Below are 17,200 nucleotides of genomic sequence, written 5' to 3' on the forward strand. Positions count from 1 at the left end.
GACGGATTATTTGAGGCCCATGCAGTTTGCGTAGTAGGTGACGGTTGCAGGCCAGTCGGAAAAGATGCCGACAACCCCTACGTCTTGCGCCAATGTATCGATAAACTCATACATCACCCCATCGCCGGTGGTGAGATTGGCAATGGACTGGTAGTACCACCCTCCGCCAGACACCAGTGGCCCAGAACGTTCGATGGTCCATGTGATGATGTTCAAGCCGGCCGCTTTCGCCTGATGCGATAATTCAGATGGCACGATCTCGCCCTCAGCAGAGGCGGTCACCAGCATCCACATGGGCGGCGCGATGTAGTTGACACCCATGGATTTCAGATCTTCCATGGAATTGGGCCATGTCTCGGGGTCCATGGGCGAATAGCCATCGATGTCATACTCATCCATCAGATAGACCGCTTGGGCCCCAAATTCCGGTTCGGCCTCAATCCAATAGAGCACATCATCAATATTGAACGATTGCAGCCAGACGTCTGCTGCGGGAATTCCAGCCGTCTTGTATTCGTCAACCAGCTTTTGCGCAAAGTTCTGCTGAGAGAATCCGTTGAACGGCATCTCTACCGATGGCGTTTTCAATTCCGGTGTGAATTTGGCTCCCAAAGATTTAAACAGCGCAATGGACTCTGCATGCGTCATGAGGGTTGCAGGTTCGGCGGAGTAAAGATCCGTCCTCCAATCGGCCGTACCTTGCAAATAGGCTTCAACCGTCGTGGCCGCGCTGTTTGCGGCATCCATCTTGGGCGTCAATGTGCGAAACTGATCCAAGGTAATTTCAGAGGTCCGGCACTCTGCGCCTGCAGGTGTCTCACCCTCTGCCGGAGAAAACGACGTGATGCAGCTCTCGGCCAATGGGGTGGTCAAAATGTTTGTCGTCGTGTGCAGATCATTCTGCGCATGGCGGCAAACCAGTTCCAAGTCTTTAGTAAAGGTCACATCGCATTCCAGGATACCGGCTCCCATACGCGCTGCCGCCCGATTGGATTCCACCGTGTGTTCGGGAAACTGCATGGGTGCGCCCCGGTGGCCGATGGAAAACAACGACGTACTGGCTTCCTGACCACCGCAGGACAAAAGCTTGTCTTTGAGCGGCCCTTCAGACATCCGATCAATCAGGTAGTAGGGTCGAGGGCCAAACTCGACATTGCCGTCGAAAGATTGAGACAGGGCAGGTGAGGCGGCCATACAGATCGACATGAGTGCCGTGATGCGCAACATTCTGTTTCCTTTGTTCCAGATAGTCTCTTATCTGCGTTTTGCGGGGTAACAGGAGCGCGACAGTTTCGTTGCAGTTTCCTGAAATTGCGCCGCCTTCAGAGTATACGCTATGCATTTTCGTATTTTTCCAGAAACGCCTCGGCTTCAAGCATGCGGAAATCTGCCAGAGCCAAACGCAATGTATCATGCGACCAGTCCCACCACGCCAGCGCAATGAGGCGGTCCGCGATGTCGCGGGGCTGCCGCAGGCGGAGGGGCTTGGCCGGGGTGCCTGCAACGATAGTGTAGGGCGCCACATCCTTGGTCACAACTGCGCCAGCGGCAACGACTGCACCATGGCCCAGTGTCACTTCGGGCTTGATCATCGCGCCTGCGCCAATCCATGTATCATGGCCAATATGGGCGCGGCGGGATTTGCGATGGGTAAAGAAGGCGTCATCCCGCCCGGCATTGTCCCAGTAGTCGTCCGAGCGATAGAGGAAATGGTGGCAGGCTGCCGTATGCAGCGGATGATCTGTTGCACCGATCCGGCTGAAGGCCGCAATATTGGCGAATTTACCGATCTGCGCGTTGGCGATGTCGGCATAGCGGTCGCAATAGCTGTAGTCCCCGAAAACAGAGTGCGCCACGCGACTGCCTTTGCCAATCTCAACATAGGCCCCGAACGTGCTGTCGGTGACCTCGCATTCAGGGTGGATGAAGGGGGCGTCTGCGGACAGGCGGGCCATGGTCAGAACGGGCGTACTTTTGCTGTGGCGTAAAAGAACTTCGAGGCGTTTTCCACTGCCAGTCGGCTGGCCATCGCAAGACTACCCTTCGCGATCTCCTCCGGGTTATTGAGAGTCACTGTGACCACCTTGCGGTGCTGATCCCTTGGTTGATGACTATGACAGATGTTTTCGCCATCAATCTGTACGCCCTATCAGCTTACTGCGCAGCCAGCCTGAGAACCAATCCATGAACATTACCATGGCCACGATCAGGATGATGTAATAGGCAACTTCCTCCCAGTCTTTTTGGGTCTGAATCGCCTGCGTCAGCATCAGGCCGATGCCACCTCCCGTGATCGCCCCTATGATGGTGGCAGAGCGCGTGTTGGATTCAAGGAAGTAGAGGATCTGTGCCAGCAACACCGGCACCACCTGCGGGATCACGCCAAAGCGGTAGCGTTGTAGCGGTTTGGCCCCTGTAGAGGCGACACCTTCGATCTGTTTCTGATCGACGTTTTCGAGTGCTTCGGAAAATATCTTGCCGAAGGTGCCGGTGTCGGTGATCAGGATCGCCAGCGCGCCCGTGAGGGGACCAGGACCAAAGGCGCGGGCAAGCACAACCGTCCAGATTAGCGCGTCGACTCCCCGCACAAAGTCAAACAGGCGCCGTGTTGCGGCACGCATCAGCATGAAGGGCGAAAAGCGCCTGGCGGCGAGAAAGGCCAGCGGTAGCGCGATGATCGCCGCGCCCATGGTTCCGAGGAACGCCATCAGGATCGTTTCCCCAATCGCCCAGGCGACGTCCTTGTGCCGCCACATCGCGTTGTTCCACCAGTCTGAAACAGCGCCCGCGATGTTGCTGCGCTCCGCGTCCAACTGCTCTCCAAACAGGATCGTGCCAAGGCTCTGCCCGTGATAGGGGCTGTCGAGCGTGAACCAGAACAGTTCCCATCCGGGGAAGTAATTGAAAACTTCGGTGCGCGCGCCGGTCATCGTGATCCGACCCTCGGGTGTGGTGATGCCGATGCGCCGGTCGGAGGCGGAAATCCAGTCCGGGAGGTTCTCTCGCAAGTTGCTTGTGACGCGCCGATCCTTGGCCTGCAGCTTGATCAAGGGGAAACCGGGAATTTCGATCTCTGTTCGGTTGTCCGGCTGGTAGCGCACGATGTAGCCACTGCCGAGATCGATGGTGAGGGTCTCGGTCCCACCAACCCAATCCGGGCGCTGGCCGACTGGATATGTACCCTTGCGTTCGCCCTCGACAGCGTAGGTGATCTCCCCCGAGCTATTGTCTCGCGTGACGTGAACCTTGTGCGACCAGCTGTCGGAGGCCAGCGTGAGGGCGTTGTCGAGGTTTGCGCGCTGCGCGAGACCAGGCAGATCGAAGGCGAAGAATATGTAGACAAGGTAAACCGTAACGACAGCAGGGATGCCGAACCCAAGCATCCGTTTGCCCTGAAAACGCTTGTCGGTCGCGCGCTTGATGGCATTCAGGTCAACTGCCGTCATTGTGCCTGCCCCTCGGTCAGTCGGTTGCGATAGCGGCTGGATAGCTGGTCAAAGAACACGATGGTGCCAAAGAGAAGAATGAAGATTGCACCTGCCTCGTCAAAACGGCCAGGACCCCAGGCCATGGCATTACGCAACTCATACCCCAGGCCACCCGCGCCAACGAAGCCAAGGATAGCAGAGGCGCGGATGTTGATCTCGAACCGGAGAAGCGTATAGCTGACGTAGTTCGGCGCAACCTGTGGCAGAACGCCTAGAAGCATGCGTTGTGACCACGTCGCACCGGTCGACGCCAGGCCCTCAACCGGCTTCAGGTCGGCGTTTTCGGCGACTTCCGAGAACATCTTTCCAAGGGCGCCGGCGGTGTGGATTGCGATTGCGATCATCGCGGGAACAGGGCCGCCGCCCAGTACGAAGATCAGCACCAGAGCAATGACGATCTCAGGTACGGCACGCATCACGTCGGAGATGCGACGGAACAAAGAGATCAACCGCGGCCATTTCGCGAGCCCGCGTGTGCCAAGCAGCGACAAGAACAAGCCGCCTATCGCCCCGATCAAAGTAGATACGGCGGCGATATTGATGGTTTCAACCAATGCCGGAAAATACTTAGCGATGAGACCGGGCAGATTGGCGCGCTTTTCCCAAGCCTCGGAAAGAACATCCGCGGGATAGTCACCAATTTGATCCAGACCGTCCCAGAAGCCGCCTGCGTTGCGGTTGTCCGCGATGTTGAAGCCGGACATCATCAGAACGCCGAAAATGAGAAGGGTCAGACCACCATAGAGCCTGCGGCGGTGCACCTGCGCCATGTAGCTTTCTTGAATGCTGTCGACACTGGGCAGTGCGCCACTAAGTGATATGTTTGCCATCCCCGACCCCGAACAAAGAAATACCGGCCGCCTCTGTGGGCAGCCGGTCACGTCATGAAATCTGCTTATCCGCCGATCTTGGCTTTACGCGCCTCAACGATAGAGATGTAGGTGTGATGGGTCACGGGCTGCGCCCCCAGATTGTCACCGGCGAACACACCGTAAGAGCATTCGGCGTCTTTCTCATAAAGGGTGTCCATGAGTTCGGTCATTGTCGCCTTCACATCCGCAGGCAGCGCTTTGCGTAGAACGATAGGGCCTTCGGGGATCACGTCGGACTTCCAGATCTGGACCAGATTGTTCATGTCGACCAGTCCCGCGTCAACGGCTCGGCGCAGCGCGCCAGAGTTGTAGCCATCTTCCCAATTGCCCTGACCATCGGCCCAGGTTACGCCGCCGTCGATATCGCCATTGTTGACAGCAACGATGGTTTGTTCATGGCCGCCAGTGAACTTGACCTCTCCAAAGTACGCGCCGGATTCCATTGTGATACCGTCTTTGTACTGCGGAATTTCAATGGACGGGACAAGATAGCCCGAGGTCGAATTTGGATCACCAAAGCCAAACACCTTGCCTTTCATGTCGTCCAGCGAGGTTATGCCGCTGTCAACGCGCGCAAAGCCGATTGAGTGATAGCCGATGGAGCCGTCAAGGTTGACCTTTACCAGAACCGGCTCGACCGCTTCCGGATCTTGCAGGAACGTGGCCGCATAGGAGGATGCACCCAGCCACGCCATATCGATGGTACCGCCGAGCAGGCCCTGGATAACGCCATTGTAATCCGCAGGCGCGAAGACTTTGGTTTCCACGCCAAGCGCTTCTGTGGTGTAGTCAACGAGACACTGGTAGTTATTGATGCGGTCCTGGGCATTTTCGCCGCCCAAAACGCCGATGCGAAATTCAGTGATTTCCTGAGCGAAGGCTCCCGTACCGAATGCTGTAGTTGCGGCAAGCGCCAGGGCGAGGGTCTGTTTCATTGTTCTCTCCGTGATTTGGTGCCCTATTGCCTTGCGGCTGATTGAGGGCGGTTTTGAAGAAGGTGGCCCGCGCGCTGCGGGGAAATTGTCAGGCTCAGGCGTATGCTTCGGCTCCGCGAACTCCCGGCCTGTCCAGTGTTCCGATTTCGGTGGAGGTGGCTGCTTCGGAAAAATCTGCACCAGCTCCATAGATATCGCGTGCCACGCCCGTGGTGAGCTGAGCAGGGTTGCCGTCAAAAACGATCCGACCGTCGCGCATCCCGATCACCCGGTCGCAATAGCGCCGTGCCGTGTCTAATGTGTGCAGATTAGCGATCACCATGCGCCCGTCTTCCTCGTGAATAGTGCGCAACGATTGCATCACCACCTGCGCATTCATCGGGTCGAGGCTGGCGATCGGTTCATCTGCAAGAATGATCTTGGGATCCTGCATCAACGCACGGGCAATCGCGACGCGTTGCTGCTGACCGCCGGAAAGCGCTTCGGCCCGTTTTGGGGCTTGTTCCGCAATGCCGAGGCGGTCCAGAATTTCGATTGCTTTGTGGATATCCGCTTGCGGATAGAGGTTGAACATCGTCGCAATGGTCGAGCGCTTGTTCAGTGTTCCATGCAGGACGTTCGATACGACATCCATGCGCGGCACGAGGTTGAACTGCTGAAATATCATGGCACAGCGCGACTGCCAGTTGCGCTTGGCCGCACCTCGCAGTGTGGTGATCTCCTCGCCTTCGAAGATGATCGTGCCTGCCGTTGCATCGCTGAGGCGATTGATCATGCGCAACAGCGTCGACTTACCTGCACCTGAACGCCCGATAATCCCGATCATTGTCGATTTGTCGACGGAGATGTTAGCCGCGTCCACGGCCGTCTTGTCTCCGAACCGCTTCGTCAAAGTATCGATTTGCAGCATATCGCCCCCATGTTTGAGAGGCGGATAAGAGACCAAGGCTACAGCTTCGTGACGCTTTTGATTCAACTTTCTGACAATTGCACAACAGATATGTGACACAAATCAAAAGCCCGTGGTCACACTGATGAAAAACCTGACGTTGCAGTTAAGTGATATTGTTATCCACAGGCCTTCATAAAGCTGTTACATTTTGATTCAGGAGCAGCTGGAATTTGAAAATGATCACTCGCCTCATATTTCTTTTTTGTGTCTGTGTGACGCTTCCGGAACTCGCGCAGGCCCGCATGTCGGATGTAAGCTGCGATGACAGCGCCCGGATGACCGAGACCCTGAACAATGTTTTGGGTGCAGAGCGCCAAGGCATGGGTTTGCGAGACCCTGAAACGAGGCTCGAAGTCTGGGTCACTACTCGGAATGGCGATTGGTTGATCGTGCAGAGTTACGCGAATGGCACTTCTTGTATCGTGGCCATGGGCGAACACTGGGAAGGTTCCCATGCGAACCCGGCTTAGGCTGTCGCCACCGGCCGCGGAAATAGAGCTTTGATGCGCATTCCCAAAGTGTTCGTGATAAATCGCACCATTGTCACTTGCTAAACAGCGAAATTTGGCATGCCGATATGCTGGATTTTACCCGCCTTCTGCAAAACGCTTTGAACCTCCGAGGTCTCTTGCAAAGGAGTAACTGTGCCAATTCCGTGCAATTGGACAACAGCGACGATGTCGAGACCTGGCCGAGTGGGGCTTTCAACGTACTGTCGCAAGAAATTGTCGCGGCCACTACTACCTATTTCGGTGCTCTTAGTCGTAACAAACTGGCGTTCTCCAACCTGCTTTGACGAATTGTTTCAAGAGGCTTCAGTTTGGGTATGTGCTGTGTCAGCTAAGTTTAAGTCCGGTGCTGGGCATGCTGAGAACATGACGTGGCTCGCCGCGTAAGCCATCTGCGAGATTAGCGGCTAAACCCATGATATTGTTGAAAGTAGAGTACGATGCTTATCATTTATGCGCATGATTGACGTGCATCCAATATGAGGGTATCCTTCGAGCAGGAGACCGATAAATGACTTCTCAACCTCGCAAAGCCACAAATCTATCGTTGGACGCTAGTCTGCTTGCAGAGGCCAAGGCGTTGAAGGTGAACCTGTCGCGGGCGGCCGAAGATGGGGTCCGTGGCGCCGTCGTCGCAGCCAAAGCAGAACGGTGGAAAGTCGAGAACGCGGCTGCAATTCAGAGTTCCAACGCATACGTCGAAAGTCATGGTCTGCCGCTTGATCGCTATCGCCAGTTCTGATGCCGAAATACGATGTTTTCCCCAACCCCTCGGGAGACGGGTATCTCTTGGATGTTCAGACGGATCTACTGAGCGACATGAACACTCGCGTGGTTGTACCGTTGCTCCCAGCATCTAGCGCTCCAAAACCAGCAACGCGACTCAATCCGGTCTTTAATTTCCATGACGAGCCAGTTGTCATGGTAACCCAATTTATGGCGGCGGTCCCAACCGGTGTTCTTGGTGCCTCGTTGGGCAAACTCGATAAAGAATTCGATCGGGTCACGGCGGCAATCGACATGTTGTTTCAGGGATTCTAGCAATCACTTAGCTAGCAGCGCTCTTCGGGTAAGCATTTTGCAGGCCGTGCTATGAGCTCGATCAAAAATGAGCAAGTTGCCTTTGCCGCATTTTTGTATGCACTAAAACTTCCCGTTTTCGACTATCCGCCGTCGGTAAGGGCGCCGTTTTCCCAGTCGCCTGTCGCTTCCTCACCGGTCGCGTAACGCATAGTGCCACTTCCTTGGCGTTTGCCCGCTTTGAAAGTGCCCTCGTAAACATCGCCATTCGCGTAAGTGGCCAAGCCTTCGCCTTCGATCTCACCATTTTGCCATTCGCCATCGTAAACGAAGTTACTGGGCATGGTGATTTTGCCTTTCCCATGCCTTTGCCCGTTCTCGAAAGATCCAACATAGATGGTACCATCAGGATAAGTCGCGGTGCCTTGCCCTTGCCGTTGACCATCAACCCAATCGCCATCGTACTTGTATCCATCCGCGTAAGTCATCACGCCCTTGCCGTGATTGCGCGCATTGCGAAAGCCGCCCTCATAAACGACACCATTGACGTATGTGGCCTTACCTGTTCCGTCGATCACACCGGCTTTCCAGGTACCTTCGTAGGTGGATCCATCCGGATATGTGATCAGACCTTCGCCATCTGCCAAACCGTTGCCGAAAGCGCCGACGTAAACGGACCCATCCGGGTAGGTCACGCGCCCCTGACCTTCTATCTCTCCTGCAACCCAGGAGCCTGTGTATGTATAGCCATCTTGTGCGGTGAATGTGCCTTGGCCTTCACGTAAATCGTTGGTGAATTCGCCCTCGTAGGTATCCCCGTTGGCGTACGTCACTTTCCCAACGCCCTCGCGCCGCCCACTAGAAAGTTGCCCTTCATAAACGTCGCCATTTGCCTGAGACAGCTTACCCGTGCCATCAATCTGGCCGTCTTTCCAAAACCCGACGTAAACCAAACCGTCCGGCATCGTCAGCGTGCCTTCGCCGGAGCGTTTGCCAGCCTGGATCGCGCCCTCGTAAATCGCACCGTCCGGGTATGTTATCGTACCGATGCCCTCTTTGATGCCATCAACCCAGTCGCCCTTGTATTCATACCCACCGGGGCTTTGCATCGTGCCTTTTCCGTGGTGTTTTGCATTCCGGAATTGACCCTCGTAGCGCACGCCGTTGGCATACAGAGCGATGCCGGACCCCATGATGGCCCCGCCAGACCATTCGCCCTCATAAGTCCCGCCGTCAGCGAAAGTGATCTTACCCAATCCGTCCGGTTTACCTTTGGCAAAGATGCCTTCGTAGACAGACCCATTAGGGAACCGGGCGATTCCTTCGCCTTTGATCTCGCCATCTTCCCACTGGCCGGAATATTCGTACCCGTTCGGCAACTTGTATGTGCCGGTGCCATGTTGCACGCCACCCTGGAAGGTTCCCTCGTAGACACCTCCATCATCATATTGTTTCGTCAGAACCTGGCTGTCCTGCGCCAAAAGTTGGGCAGGAACAAAAGCGAGGCAGAAAATCAGGTGGCGAATGGACATTTTGAACCCTGAACGAATCTTTGCGGCAAGAATTGCGAACGAACCCCCCAAAAGGGCCTTTGCGAGAACTTATGCAATGGGCGCGCCGGGAGCAACGCTCTTTTGTTGCAATGCGCGGCGATGGCCTTTTCACCCACGCCCAATCTGCTACATCACTGGTAGTCATGTAAAAGGACCGGGCATATGTCGGATCGTTTTCGTATCACTCTGGGGCAACTTAATCCAACGGTAGGAGATCTGACGGGAAATGCAATCTTAGCGAGAGATGCTTGGCAAGTGGGTCGCGCTGCAGGTGCCGATCTTGTGGCTCTGCCAGAGATGTTCATCGCTGGCTACAACGCACAAGATTTGGTCATGCGGCGGGCTTTTCACCTGAATGCTGCTCAGGTTGTCAAAAAACTTGCTGCTGAATGTGCAGATGGGCCGGCACTGGCCATCGGCGCGCCATGGGTGGAAGGCACCAAACTCTATAACGCCTATCTGATCCTCAAAGGCGGAATAATTGCCAGTCAGGTGCTAAAACACCATTTGCCCAATGAAACTGTATTTGATGAGGTGCGTATTTTCGATTCCGGGCCCTTGGGCGGACCCTATTCAATTGGCAACTCGCGAGTCGGGAGTCCTATTTGTGAAGACGCATGGCACGAAGATGTAGCCGAAACACTGGCAGAAACCGGCGCCGAATTCCTATTGGTCCCAAATGGTTCGCCTTATTACCGGGGTAAATTCGAAACGCGTTTGAATCATATGGTTGCGCGGGTTGTGGAGACAGGTCTGCCTTTGATTTATCTCAACATGGTCGGCGGGCAGGACGATCAGGTATTTGACGGCGCGTCGTTTGCGTTGAACCCCGGCGGGGAATTGGCAGTGCAATTGCCTGTGTTCGAAGAAAACCTTTGTCATCTTGATCTCGAACGCACGTCGGAGGGCTGGCGGATCGTCACAGGCGAGAAAGCTGTGCATCCGGATGGCTGGGAACAGGACTACAACGTGATGGTTCAGTCCTTGCGCGACTATTGCGGCAAAACCGGTTTTGGCAAGGTACTGCTGGGTCTGTCGGGCGGTGTCGACTCCGCGATTGTCGCGGCGATTGCTGTGGACGCATTGGGTGCCGAAAATGTGCGCTGTGTGATGTTGCCGTCTGAATATACTTCTCAAAGCTCGCTTGAAGATGCCGAGGCGGTCGCGAAAGCTTTGGGCTGTCGCTATGACTATGTGCCGATCTCAGAGGGGCGCGCGGCGATCACCAATACCCTGGAACCCTTGTTTGAGGGGTTGGACACCGGTTTGGCCGAGGAAAACATCCAATCCCGCCTGCGCGGGCTTTTGCTCATGGCAATGTCCAACAAGTTCGGTGAGATGCTTCTCACCACAGGCAACAAGTCCGAGGTCGCTGTCGGTTATGCGACGATTTACGGCGATATGGCGGGCGGCTACAATCCGATCAAGGATCTCTACAAAACACGGGTGTTCGAAACCTGCCGCTGGCGCAACGCCAATCATCGCGGTTGGATGAAGGGTCCCAGCGGCGAAGTGATCCCAAACCGTGTGATCGAAAAACCCCCTTCGGCGGAGTTGCGTGAAGATCAGAAAGACAGCGATAGTTTGCCTGACTATCCGGAGCTCGATGCGATGTTGGAAATTCTGGTGGATCAGGCCGGTTCCATCGAAGACTGTGTGGCGGCTGGATTCGCGCGAGACGTTGCTAAACACGTTGAACACTTGATTTATATCAGCGAATACAAACGCTTCCAGTCCGCCCCTGGCGCGCGGTTGACCAAAGGTGCGTTCTGGTTGGACCGGCGTTATCCAATTGTGAACCGCTGGCGTGATCCATCTGGTTAGTACGGCACGGGACCTGTCTTTTTTGTGCGGATGTTCGATCTATGAGCAGGTCGGCCGGGCTTCTATGATTGCTGTTTCAAAAACGCGGATGTGATTTGAATGCGCATCAGACTGGCGGCAATGTCGCGTCAAACAGCAAAGGGACAGACGATGCGGATCGTTACGATGGTGGCAGTGGTTTTGGGGTGGGTGGGCATGCCGGTTTTCGCCTGTGGTCCGGACAGCGATTGCGTTTTGGGTGACAGGCATTACCGGATTGCCATGCCTGAAGGACATGATGGCGCGACAGCGGTTCCGGCCATTGTCTTTTCTCATGGGTATCGCGGGTCGGCGCAGGGTGTGATGCGAAATGGTTCGTTGCGCCGCATGGTGTCCGACTTAGGGGCCGCCTTGATCGCAGTGAAATCCAAGGACGATGACTGGGTGATCCCCAATGCGCCACGCCATATGGATACGGATGGTGCAATTGAGTTTGCCTATTTCGATGCAGTGCTCGAGGACGCTGCCGCACATTTCAACATCGACGAAAGCCGTATCATGGCGACTGGGTTCAGTGCCGGTGGGATGATGGTCTGGAATCTTGCCTGTGCGCGCAGTGATCGGTTTGCCGCATTTGCACCGATTTCGGGCACGTTTTGGCTGAAACCGCCAGAGGAATGCTCGGGACCCGTGGCTAACGTCATCCACATTCACGGCGACAATGACAAAACCGTGCCGTTGAAAGGGCGCCGCATTCAGCAAACCAAACAGGGCGAAGTACAAGACGCTCTGGATATGTACATCGCCTATGGCAGGTTCGGGCCTGCAAGTCCGACCACTCACGATACCCTGCGGTGTCAGGAACGACGCAATGACAACGCCGACATACTGGATTTTTGCCTCTTTGAAGGCGGGCATTCCTTTCGAACGGAATACGTGCGTTTTGCCTGGGAACGATTCAAGGATGCGGGGCGGCTTTAGAGCGCCGCCCCACCAAAGAGTTACAACATCAGTTGATAGCTGTGCGGTGCATAGGCGTAAGAATCGCCGCGTTTTTCAACATAACCGATGCCCGGCCATGGCATGTGGTAGCCGACGAAGGCAGTTTTGTCCGTCGCCATCATATCGAGTATGCGGCGCCGCGTGACGGCCGCCGCTGGTTTGTCCATGTCGAATTTTACTTCCCAATCCGGATGTGCCAGCGACCAAACGTAGTGGTTCGCAAAATCTGCTCCCAACACCAACTGTGTGCCGTTCGATTCCACCATATAGATCATGTGGCCGGGCGTGTGGCCGAAGGCCGCCATGGCTGTCAGGCCCGAGGCCACGTCGCCGCCGTCTTCAAGAAAGGTGAACTGATCTGCAAAAGGCGCGATCTTGGCTTTGAAGTTGTCGTTGTCGGCTTTGGACCAGGCGTCAAATTCCGTCCGCCCTGTCACCAAACGGGCATTGGCATAGGTCAACGATCCATCCTCAGTAGTCATGCCGCCGATGTGGTCGCCATGCATGTGCGTGATCACCACCACGTCAACCTGATCCGCGGTGTAGCCAGCCGCCTCAAGAGCTGCTGTCGTGCCAGCGGCGGACAGGCCGGTGTCAAAGAGCGCCAGTTCCGATCCGGTGTTTACGATCGTCGGAGTGAAAAAGAACTGCGACACATCGGTAGGCAGATTGGCTTCGGCGGAGACCGATGCGAAGGTATCTGCGTCCACGTTGAGGCCAAAGATGTTGTGTGGCCCCTCGACGGCACGGGTTCCAGCGAGCAGGGTGGTAACGTCGAATTCGCCGACTTTTACACGGTTGAAGGGGCTCATCCCGATACCCTGCATCGGCGCCCCGGCGCGCGCAATGCCCGAAGAAGCAGCTGCGAGTGGTAGGGCAGCCGCACCTGCAAGTGCAGCGCGGCGTGAGAGGTTGATTTGATCTGACATGATCGCGTTCCTTTTGTGTTGGACATTCGGAAATCTAGCATGGCGATAGGCGCTGCCCATGCTAAAGTCGAGCCATGCGATCATTTTTTTGCGAGGGACGCGCGTAATGGATGAAGCACGAGCAATCGCAGGTTTTCTGGAAACCGTCATGCCGATACGTCGTCAGCATGAAGCGGAATCGCTGAACCGCATTTTCCAGCAGGCCACAGGATGGCAGCCAAAGCTTTGGAAAGGCGGGATTTTAGGCTATGGCACTTACGACTACACCTATGCATCCGGTCGATCGGGAACCCATTTGGCCACAGGTTTTGCCCCGCGAAAGGCCAAACTATCGGTCTACATTATGCCCGGCTATGCCGATTTCGCCGCCATTCTGCAAAATCTTGGCAAGCACAAGCTGGGCAAATCCTGTCTCTATATTAACAAGCTAGAAGATGTGGATCTCACTGTATTAAACCAGTTGATCCGCGCAGGGTTGGCGGATCTGAGCACACGCTGGCCTGTCCATCCCACGTGATGGCTTTGCTGGACAATCGCCGATCCCTGTGACACCACGCGCCCCAACAGGAGACATGCATGACCACCACACGCTTCGCCCCTTCGCCTACCGGCTATATCCATATCGGCAACCTGCGCACGGCCTTGATGAATTATCTGATTGCGCGCAAAGCCGGTGGTACGTTCATCCTGCGGATCGATGACACGGATCCTGAACGCTCGAAAGAAGAATACGTAGATGGCATCAAGAGCGATCTGGAATGGCTGGGTCTGCACTGGGACCGCATAGAGCGGCAATCCGAACGCTTGGACCGCTACCAGGCAGCTGCGGACAGTTTGCGCGAGATGGGGCGGTTTTACGAAGCATTTGAGACCCCTACAGAGCTGGATCTCAAACGCAAGAAGCAACTGAACATGGGCAAGCCGCCGGTCTATGATCGTGCGGCTTTGGCCCTGACGGATGCGGAAAAAGAAACCCTGCGCGCTGAACGCGGCGACGGTGTCTGGCGGTTCAAGCTTGATCGTGAACGGATAGAGTGGCGTGATGGCATTCTGGGCGACATCTCCATCGATGCGGCGTCGGTATCTGATCCGGTGCTGATCCGGGGCGATGGGCAGGTGCTTTATACGATAGCTTCCGTTGTTGACGACACAGAGATGGGTGTGACGAATGTTGTGCGGGGGTCCGATCACGTGACCAATACCGCAACGCAGATCCAGATCATCGAAGCTCTGGGTGGGAAGGTCCCCGCTTTTGCGCATCACTCGCTGCTGACCGGCCCACAGGGTGAGGCACTTTCCAAACGTCTGGGCACCTTGGCTCTGCGTGATCTACGCGCCCAAGGGATTGAACCGATGGCGCTTTTGAGCTTGATGGCACGGTTGGGATCTTCGGATGCGGTCGAGTTGCGCTCTGACATGGCCGAGCTGATTGATGGTTTTGACATTGAGCGTTTTGGCTCCGCCCCCACGAAATTTGATGTGGATGATCTTTTCCCGCTGACGGCACGCCATTTGGCGAGTTTGCCTCTTGCGGCGGTACAAGAGGCCGTGGTTGAGGCGGGTGTACCAGACGAAAAAGCAGCGCAATTCTGGGATGTGACCCGCCAGAATATTTCGACACTGAAAGACCTTGGTCCCTGGTGGGAGATGATGCGCGACGGTGCCGTCCCGCAGATTGACGCCGAAGACGCCGCATTTGTCAAAGAAGCGATGGCGCTTTTGCCCGATGGCCCATTTGACGATCAGACATGGGGTGCCTGGACCTCTGCGGTCAAGGAAGCAACAGGCCGCAAGGGCAGGGGACTTTTCATGCCGTTGCGCAAAGCGCTGACCGGGCAGGCACACGGGCCTGATATGTCGGCGTTGATGCCGCTATTGCAGGTGGTCAAGGCGCGGGGATGACCTGGCGATCCGCGCAAACGGAGGCGGGTCATGGCTGACGCACAGGCCAAGTTCCTGACGGGCAATCTGTTTCGTCATGTATCGGTTATGTCTCTGACATCTTCCGTTGGCCTGATGGCGATTTTTCTGGTCGATTTTGTCGACATGATCTTTATCGCTATGTTGGGAAAAGCCGAGTTGGCCGCAGCGGTTGGCTATGCCGCGACAATATTGTTTTTCACCACCTCTTTTGGCATCGGCATGTCCATCGCTGCTGGTGCTCTTGTCGCGCGTGCGCTTGGCAGCGGAGACAGCCAGCTTGCCGAGGAACGCAAGACACATTCCTTGATATATGGGTTTGTCTTTGGCCTCATTTTTGCGGTCGTGATCTGGCTGAACCTCGCTTTTCTGGTTTCTTTGCTGGGCGCTCAGGCAGAGATCGCAGATTTGGCGGTTGGCTATTTGCAGATCATTGTGCCGACACTGCCGTTTTTGATGCTCGGCATGATGGGGGGTGCCATTCTACGCGCGCATGGCGACGCCCGGCGGGCCATGATGGCCACCATCTATGGCGGTGCGGTCAACGCGGTGCTGGATCCAATTTTGATCTTTGGGTTGGGCCTTGATCTGACGGGTGCAGCACTTGCGTCCGTGGCGGCACGGCTGGTCATCGCCTACGCCGCGCTGGTCCCTATTGCCCGGCACTACGGGGGCGTGGGCCGACCCCGTGCGGCAGGTATGTTGCGCGATATCGTCCCCATCGCCACCATTGCGGTCCCTGCGATTTTGACACAGCTTGCAACGCCGGTTGGCCAAGCCATCGTGACCCGAGCAATGGCCGACTACGGCGAGGCAGCGATTGCGGGCATGGCAATTGTAGGCCGGCTTTCCATGGTTGCCTTTGGTATTGTCTTTGCCCTTTCGGGAGCGGTTGGGCCGATCCTTGGTCAAAACTATGGTGCGGGCAATTCAGAGCGTGTCAGAGACGGGTTTCTGGCTGCGGTGTATTTCAATGGAATGGTCGTTTTCGTTGTATCCGCACTTCTTTTTTTGTTGCGCGCGCCGATAGCAGATCTGTTTTCTGCCACAGGCATCACACGGGAGCTGGTGTTTTTGTTCTGCGGTCCACTCTCGTTACTATTCTTTTTCAACGGCGTGTTGTTCATCGCGAACGCGGCGTTCAACAACATGGGTTACCCCTTCTATTCCACCTTCCTCAATTGGGGGCGGAACACTGTTGGCATGGTGCCTCTGGTTCTGTTGGGTGCTGGCTTACTGGGGGCAGAGGGCGTGTTGATCGGCCAAGCGTTGGCGGGCGTGATTTTTGGCGGTTTGGGATGGGTGTTCGCGCGCCGCGTGATGCGCGAAGCTCCGGGTGTCCTACCGGCGACGGGGTCAGAATTCGGGCGGCAAGGGCGCCTCATGGCGCTCCTGCACCTGCGCCGATAAACGCGCCAAATGATCATCCACAAGGGCAGTTTGCCCTTTGGTCAGGGTTTGATGTCGGGGGTAAAGCGGGCTGGCACGATCGTTGACGATGGGTGTATCCCAGCCGTCTGTCGTGTCAAAGAAACCCTGCACGCCGGTTTCGCCGAAAACCTCATGAAACCCTTGTACGACCACATCCAGATAGCTGAGCAGGATCATTTGCCGATCGCGTGGCAAGTGGTTTTCAGGGGCCACTGCGTAGACAGCAATATCAGGATCATGCGGGTGATTGTGATCCACGGCGTGGCGCGCGGGTAGCCGGGCATATCCGCCCTCGCGTGCATCAAGAGCATCCCAGTCTGCACCAGGTACGGCGGCGATCAATCCCTGAATGCTGTGACCCGGTGCCGGAACGCCCGTCAGCAACACCACTCCGAATCGCGGTGTGGCCACCCAGGCGCGGCGCCAACCGTTCAAGGTGGCCGGGCGCGGATCGGGATAGCTGTGACTCTTGGTGTTCACAAGACTGCCATAGCCAAAGAAATAGGGGTCGTTCATCGTTACTCCGCAGATCAGTGAACGTAGTCAAACATTATGCCGAAAGAGGCACAAGAGACCTTGACCAATCTGTACGCAACGGAATACCGTCTGACCAAATCCCGCCCGGGAGAACCAGCTGCGAGGCTGGTGCCGAAGGAGCAACCGCCCCGGAAACTCTCAGGCCACCGGACCGTGCGGGATCTGAAACTCTGGAGAGAGATGCATGATGCATCCGCCGAAGGGATAGCGATCTCAGGCGAAAAGACAGAGGGGGCATCAGGACGCGCA

17 protein-coding genes and 1 riboswitch are annotated in these 17,200 nt (G+C 56.1%); of the genes, 8 read left to right on the top strand and 9 right to left on the bottom strand.

Annotated elements, in window-relative coordinates; translation table 11 throughout:
- Positions 1-6: 6 nt before the first annotated feature.
- The 6 genes from AB8B75_RS01250 to phnC form a co-directional block, all read right to left on the bottom strand.
- Positions 7-1,206: a glycerophosphodiester phosphodiesterase family protein gene (locus tag AB8B75_RS01250; protein WP_405359418.1), complete on the bottom strand. Its 1,200-nt coding sequence runs from the start codon at positions 1,204-1,206 to the stop codon at positions 7-9.
- A 128-nt stretch (positions 1,207-1,334) separates the two neighbouring features.
- The gene (locus tag AB8B75_RS01255; RefSeq protein ID WP_405359224.1) at positions 1,335-1,955 is read right to left on the bottom strand and encodes a chloramphenicol acetyltransferase; all 621 of its coding nucleotides are present in this window, start codon (positions 1,953-1,955) and stop codon (positions 1,335-1,337) included.
- Between the two features lie 177 nt (positions 1,956-2,132).
- Complete coding sequence (gene phnE, locus AB8B75_RS01260; RefSeq protein ID WP_405359226.1) at positions 2,133-3,446, bottom strand: phosphonate ABC transporter, permease protein PhnE; 1,314 nt, start codon at positions 3,444-3,446, stop codon at positions 2,133-2,135.
- A complete protein-coding gene (gene phnE / locus AB8B75_RS01265; RefSeq protein ID WP_405359228.1) occupies positions 3,443-4,318 on the bottom strand; it encodes a phosphonate ABC transporter, permease protein PhnE in 876 nt (291 codons plus the stop codon). Before phnE (AB8B75_RS01265) ends, phnE (AB8B75_RS01260) begins: the two co-directional genes overlap by 4 nt.
- A gap of 65 nt (positions 4,319-4,383) precedes the next feature.
- The gene (gene phnD / locus AB8B75_RS01270; protein ID WP_405359230.1) at positions 4,384-5,295 is read right to left on the bottom strand and encodes a phosphonate ABC transporter substrate-binding protein; all 912 of its coding nucleotides are present in this window, start codon (positions 5,293-5,295) and stop codon (positions 4,384-4,386) included.
- Positions 5,296-5,389: 94 nt separating this feature from the next.
- Positions 5,390-6,205, bottom strand: a complete 816-nt coding sequence (gene phnC, locus AB8B75_RS01275; RefSeq protein WP_405359232.1) for a phosphonate ABC transporter ATP-binding protein — start codon at positions 6,203-6,205, stop codon at positions 5,390-5,392.
- Between the two features lie 218 nt (positions 6,206-6,423).
- On the opposite strand from phnC, the gene AB8B75_RS01280 reads away from it, so the two are divergent.
- The 3 genes from AB8B75_RS01280 to AB8B75_RS01290 all read left to right on the top strand — a co-directional run bounded on the left by AB8B75_RS01280 (position 6,424) and on the right by AB8B75_RS01290 (position 7,797).
- Positions 6,424-6,717 carry a hypothetical protein gene (locus AB8B75_RS01280; RefSeq protein ID WP_405359234.1) on the top strand — a complete coding sequence of 98 codons (294 nt, stop codon included), beginning with the start codon at positions 6,424-6,426 and terminating at the stop codon, positions 6,715-6,717.
- A 550-nt stretch (positions 6,718-7,267) separates the two neighbouring features.
- Entirely contained in the window at positions 7,268-7,498 is a 231-nt protein-coding gene (locus AB8B75_RS01285) for a type II toxin-antitoxin system CcdA family antitoxin (RefSeq protein ID WP_405359236.1), read from the top strand.
- Positions 7,498-7,797, top strand: coding sequence for a CcdB family protein (locus AB8B75_RS01290; RefSeq protein WP_405359238.1), 300 nt, complete (start codon positions 7,498-7,500; stop codon positions 7,795-7,797). The genes AB8B75_RS01285 and AB8B75_RS01290 overlap by 1 nt, the downstream gene beginning before the upstream one ends.
- Before the next feature lie 122 nt (positions 7,798-7,919).
- Here AB8B75_RS01290 and AB8B75_RS01295 read toward each other — a convergent pair whose 3' ends face one another.
- On the bottom strand, positions 7,920-9,308 hold the full coding sequence (locus tag AB8B75_RS01295) for an MORN repeat-containing protein (protein ID WP_405359239.1): 1,389 nt from the start codon (positions 9,306-9,308) through the stop codon (positions 7,920-7,922).
- Positions 9,309-9,491: 183 nt separating this feature from the next.
- Here AB8B75_RS01295 and AB8B75_RS01300 point away from each other — a divergent pair, with 183 nt between their 5' ends.
- Together AB8B75_RS01300 and AB8B75_RS01305 are read left to right on the top strand one after the other, a co-directional pair.
- Complete coding sequence (locus AB8B75_RS01300) at positions 9,492-11,153, top strand: NAD+ synthase (protein ID WP_405359241.1); 1,662 nt, start codon at positions 9,492-9,494, stop codon at positions 11,151-11,153.
- Positions 11,154-11,252: 99 nt separating this feature from the next.
- Positions 11,253-12,113, top strand: a complete 861-nt coding sequence (locus AB8B75_RS01305) for an alpha/beta hydrolase family esterase (RefSeq protein ID WP_405359242.1) — start codon at positions 11,253-11,255, stop codon at positions 12,111-12,113.
- 20 nt (positions 12,114-12,133) lie between these two features.
- Here the strand turns inward: AB8B75_RS01305 and AB8B75_RS01310 are convergent, their stop codons facing one another.
- Complete coding sequence (locus AB8B75_RS01310) at positions 12,134-13,063, bottom strand: MBL fold metallo-hydrolase (RefSeq protein ID WP_405359243.1); 930 nt, start codon at positions 13,061-13,063, stop codon at positions 12,134-12,136.
- A 106-nt stretch (positions 13,064-13,169) separates the two neighbouring features.
- Between AB8B75_RS01310 and AB8B75_RS01315 the strand changes: the two genes are divergently transcribed.
- Genes AB8B75_RS01315 through AB8B75_RS01325 form a run of 3 tightly spaced genes read left to right on the top strand, consistent with a single transcriptional unit; the run spans position 13,170 to position 16,393 of the window.
- On the top strand, positions 13,170-13,580 hold the full coding sequence (locus AB8B75_RS01315) for a DUF1801 domain-containing protein (RefSeq protein WP_405359244.1): 411 nt from the start codon (positions 13,170-13,172) through the stop codon (positions 13,578-13,580).
- 59 nt (positions 13,581-13,639) lie between these two features.
- Entirely contained in the window at positions 13,640-14,965 is a 1,326-nt protein-coding gene (gltX, locus tag AB8B75_RS01320; RefSeq protein ID WP_405359245.1) for a glutamate--tRNA ligase, read from the top strand.
- A gap of 30 nt (positions 14,966-14,995) precedes the next feature.
- Positions 14,996-16,393 carry an MATE family efflux transporter gene (locus AB8B75_RS01325; protein WP_405359246.1) on the top strand — a complete coding sequence of 466 codons (1,398 nt, stop codon included), beginning with the start codon at positions 14,996-14,998 and terminating at the stop codon, positions 16,391-16,393.
- On the opposite strand, the gene AB8B75_RS01330 is transcribed toward AB8B75_RS01325, so the two are convergent.
- A complete protein-coding gene (locus AB8B75_RS01330; protein WP_405359247.1) occupies positions 16,340-16,930 on the bottom strand; it encodes a gamma-glutamylcyclotransferase family protein in 591 nt (196 codons plus the stop codon). The two genes, AB8B75_RS01325 and AB8B75_RS01330, sit on opposite strands and share 54 nt — an antisense overlap.
- A 96-nt stretch (positions 16,931-17,026) precedes the next feature.
- A riboswitch (glycine riboswitch) is annotated at positions 17,027-17,115 on the top strand.
- Positions 17,116-17,200 lie beyond the last annotated feature (85 nt).

The organism is Roseobacter sp., assembly GCF_045106495.1.
Classification (GTDB): Bacteria; Pseudomonadota; Alphaproteobacteria; order Rhodobacterales; family Rhodobacteraceae; genus Roseobacter.